Origin of the sequence: Streptomyces spongiae, from assembly GCF_009377185.1 — a bacterium.
In the GTDB taxonomy this organism is placed as follows: domain Bacteria; phylum Actinomycetota; class Actinomycetes; order Streptomycetales; family Streptomycetaceae; genus Streptomyces; species Streptomyces spongiae.
Window position 1 is genome coordinate 1 of record NZ_VJZC01001106.1, and the last position, 1,073, is coordinate 1,073.

Annotated in this window: 1 protein-coding gene; it reads right to left on the reverse strand. The window is 66.9% G+C overall.

From position 1 onward, the window contains the following. Positions 1-905 (reverse strand): cation:proton antiporter (locus tag FNH08_RS50440; protein ID WP_152778742.1); only part of this gene is annotated, 905 nt, incomplete at its 3' end. Between the last annotated feature and the right edge of the window lie 168 nt (positions 906-1,073).

Below are 1,073 nucleotides of genomic sequence, written 5' to 3' on the forward strand. Positions count from 1 at the left end.
CCCGCCAGCACATTCATCGCCAACGTCAGCGCCACCGCAGCCAGGACCGGCCACAACACCGTCGGAAGATCACCGGGATCGATCGACAGACCGAACGCGAAGAAGAAGATCGCCCCGAAGGCGTCCCGCAGCGGATGCACGAGCTTGCGTATCCGCGCCCCCGACGCCGTACTCCCCAGCATCAGACCCACCATGAACGCCCCGATCGCGTCCGCCACCCCGAACCACTCCGACACCCCGGCCACGAACACCGCCGCCCCGAGGAAGGAGATCACCAGCAACTCGTCGTCCCGCGTGGAGAACAGACGCCCGATCACACGCGTCCCGAACCGTGCCACCAGCGCGAGGAGCAGCAGGAACCCGAACGCCTTGCCCGCGTCCAGCACCGCCGACGCAAGCGAGTCCGCCCCGGACAGGATCGGCTGCAACGCGGCGAGATACAGGGCGAGGAAGATGTCCTCGACCACGATGATCCCGAGTATCGGCTTCGTCTCCGGGTTGCCGAGCCGCCCCGTGTCCACCAGCACCTTGGTGACGATCGCGGACGACGAGATCCCGAGCACCCCGGCGAGGACCAGCGCCTCGGAGGTGCCCCACCCGAGGGCGAACCCGAAGCCCAGCCCCGCGCCCACGTTCAGCGCGAGATACGTGCCGCCGGCGAGTGCCATGCGCCGGCCGCCCGCCTTGAGGTCGTCCAGATGGAACTCCAGGCCCAGGTAGAAGAGCAGCAGCACCAGACCGAGCGCGGAGAGCATCTCCATGTCGTGCGGGTCCGAGACGAGCACGACGCCGGGCGTGTGCGGGCCGAGCAGGATTCCGGCCAGGATGAAGAGGGGAATGGTGGGCAGTCCTATGCGCCCGCCGAGGCGTGCGAGAACAGCGGCGGCGAGGAAAGCACCACCCATGGCGATGAGGGTGTCTGCGTGTCCGATGGGCTCGTCCTCCAGTTCGACCAGTTCGGCTGGTGCGGAAAGTACGGCAAAGGAAGCGTCAAGAACGCGTCAATAGTTACTTTACCAAAGTATCCCGAAGGCGGGACGAGTTATCCACAGCCCCACAACCGCACCCCGCAC